The following is a 2,077-nucleotide window of genomic DNA, read 5'->3' as shown; positions in this document are numbered from 1 at the left end:
ACTTGGCTTTAGTTTCTCAACTAATCTCCACACATTTGCCTGGGCAGGAGAAATAGGTGATCGAATCATCGGCGGATTGCTCGGTGCCATCGGTGGCGCGATGGGTAGTGTGTTCATCGGTGGCGGTGGTGGAATTGCCTTCGGGAGTGGCGACGCGCTGCCATATCGTAACCGTCTTAATGCCGGGAAATATCTAATTGTCGTTGAAGGTTCACAGCTATTGCTCCAGCAAGCAACAACAGTATTACGCAAGTTCGATCCAGAAAATATTCAAAGCTACATTGATATGTATCAGTAGAGAGCCGATTATTCAGCAATTTCAAATTCAAACCTATTTCTGTCTGTCGTAGGGGCGGGTTTATGCTAAAAATACTCGTAACTTACCATTAAGTACTAAACGAACCCGCCCAACCCCACCAGCAACAATCGATTATTAGTGGGAAATCGGTAAAACATCTCGAATTTGAAATTGCCGCCGATCATTTCATAACTAGTGGGTGAGGGTGGGTTCAAAGTAAATTTTTAGTGCAATCTAAATCAATTGTATAAACCCACCCCTACAAGATTCTCAACCTTTAACTAATTTCAAATGCTACCGAGAGAAGAACTACTAAAACGAGTCGAGAATCGTGAAATCGTCGCCAGAATCATCGATTTGGCCGAGCAAGCAATCAAAAGTTGGGAAGTAGTCGAAACCGACTTTCTCTCCCCGCCAGAAATTGCCGAAGTTCGGGAAGTATTTAGCCGTCTCTCCGATATTGAAATTATCGCGACAGGTGGCTATCCCCAAGCCGAGCGGCAACGTTTGGGTATCTGTCGGAGTGAGCTACCATTTGAACCTAGTCAAGTCCCCCTAGCGGCTGTACATATCGCGGGTAACTTCTTGTTTGATCCGCCTACCCATCGGGACTTTTTGGGTTCGATGCTGGGCTGTGGCATCGTTAGAGACAAGACAGGTGATATCATCGTCCTTGGCGAACAGGGTGCTCAAGCGATCGTTGCGCCCGAATTGGTACCGTTTTTAGAAACCAATTTGGTTCAAGTTCGATCTGTTCCTGTCAAAACTAGACAGATTGATTTAAGCGAATTAAAGATTAGGGAACCGAAGAAAAAGGAGATGGTAACAACCGAAGCTTCGATGCGATTAGATGCGATCGCCTCTGCTGGTTTTGGCATGTCTCGCAGTAAGATGGTTGATATTATTTCTAGCGGCGACGTGCGGGTAAATTGGAAGGATGTTAGTCAATCTTCCCACGCCCTCAAAGCAGGCGATCTAGTTGCAATTCGCGGTAAAGGCAGACTAGAAATCGGCGAAGTCGCCATCACCAAAAAGGAAAGATATCGGATCAATTTAACCAGATTTATTTAAGTAAAGGGTAGATTCTAGATGGTGGGCATTGCCCACCCTACATTTATTCGGGCTAGAACCTAAAGCCCAAAGCCTAAAACCTAAAGCCTAATTACCATGCAAGTCCAATTTCGTGAATTCAGTCAATTTGATGTTTGGTTTTGGTTAGAGTTTGTCAATGTCCCATCCGAACAAGAGAAAAAGCTAGTTGAAGAAGTTTTTTCCTCATGGTTTTTCTTGGGCAAATTAGGTGGCTTTAATGCCGAGAATAGCCAAGTCCAAGAAACAGGTTTGGATCTGAGTTATATGGACTATGACAATGATGCTGCTGACAGCACCATGATGTCGGTGATGCACAATATGGGTGATTTTGAATATGAGGGCAACTGGGCACGCTGCTGGATGGATCTGGGTACTAGCGATGCGATCGCCCTTGATGTTTTGATCAACTCTCTCTCTCAATTAAATACCGAATACGTCGAAATTGTCCAGATGTATATTGGCGGCGAAAATGAAGACTGGGAGATCGATCCTAGTTATAAAGAGTCATTATTCCAGGATATTAATTAACACTCGATCTGTAAAATAGAGGGTTCAGAAACCCGACTTTTTGGAAAAGTCGGGTTTCTGAACCCTCTACTTTACAGATCGAGTGTTAATTAATATCCTGGAATAATGACTCTTTATAACTAGGATCGATCTCCCAGTCTTCATTTTCGCCGCCAATAT

The 2,077-nt window shown here is 44.0% G+C and carries 2 protein-coding genes and 1 pseudogene; all 3 read left to right on the top strand.

Annotation, left to right across the window (positions count from 1 at the left end; translation table 11 throughout):
- Positions 1-298 (top strand): annotated as a pseudogene (locus tag RMO52_RS16165) (hypothetical protein); the annotation flags it as partial.
- A 291-nt stretch (positions 299-589) separates the two neighbouring features.
- Complete coding sequence (locus RMO52_RS16160) at positions 590-1,369, top strand: photosystem II S4 domain protein (RefSeq protein WP_310416147.1); 780 nt, start codon at positions 590-592, stop codon at positions 1,367-1,369.
- 96 nt (positions 1,370-1,465) lie between these two features.
- Positions 1,466-1,918: a DUF3531 family protein gene (locus RMO52_RS16155; RefSeq protein ID WP_310416143.1), complete on the top strand. Its 453-nt coding sequence runs from the start codon at positions 1,466-1,468 to the stop codon at positions 1,916-1,918.
- The last annotated feature ends 159 nt before the right edge of the window (positions 1,919-2,077 follow it).

The sequence above is a fragment of the Chamaesiphon sp. OTE_8_metabat_110 genome, assembly GCF_031382685.1.
Taxonomy (GTDB): domain Bacteria; phylum Cyanobacteriota; class Cyanobacteriia; order Cyanobacteriales; family Chamaesiphonaceae; genus Chamaesiphon.
The sequence above is the reverse complement of the archived record's forward strand: the minus strand, read 5'-3'. Positions and strand labels throughout refer to the sequence as shown.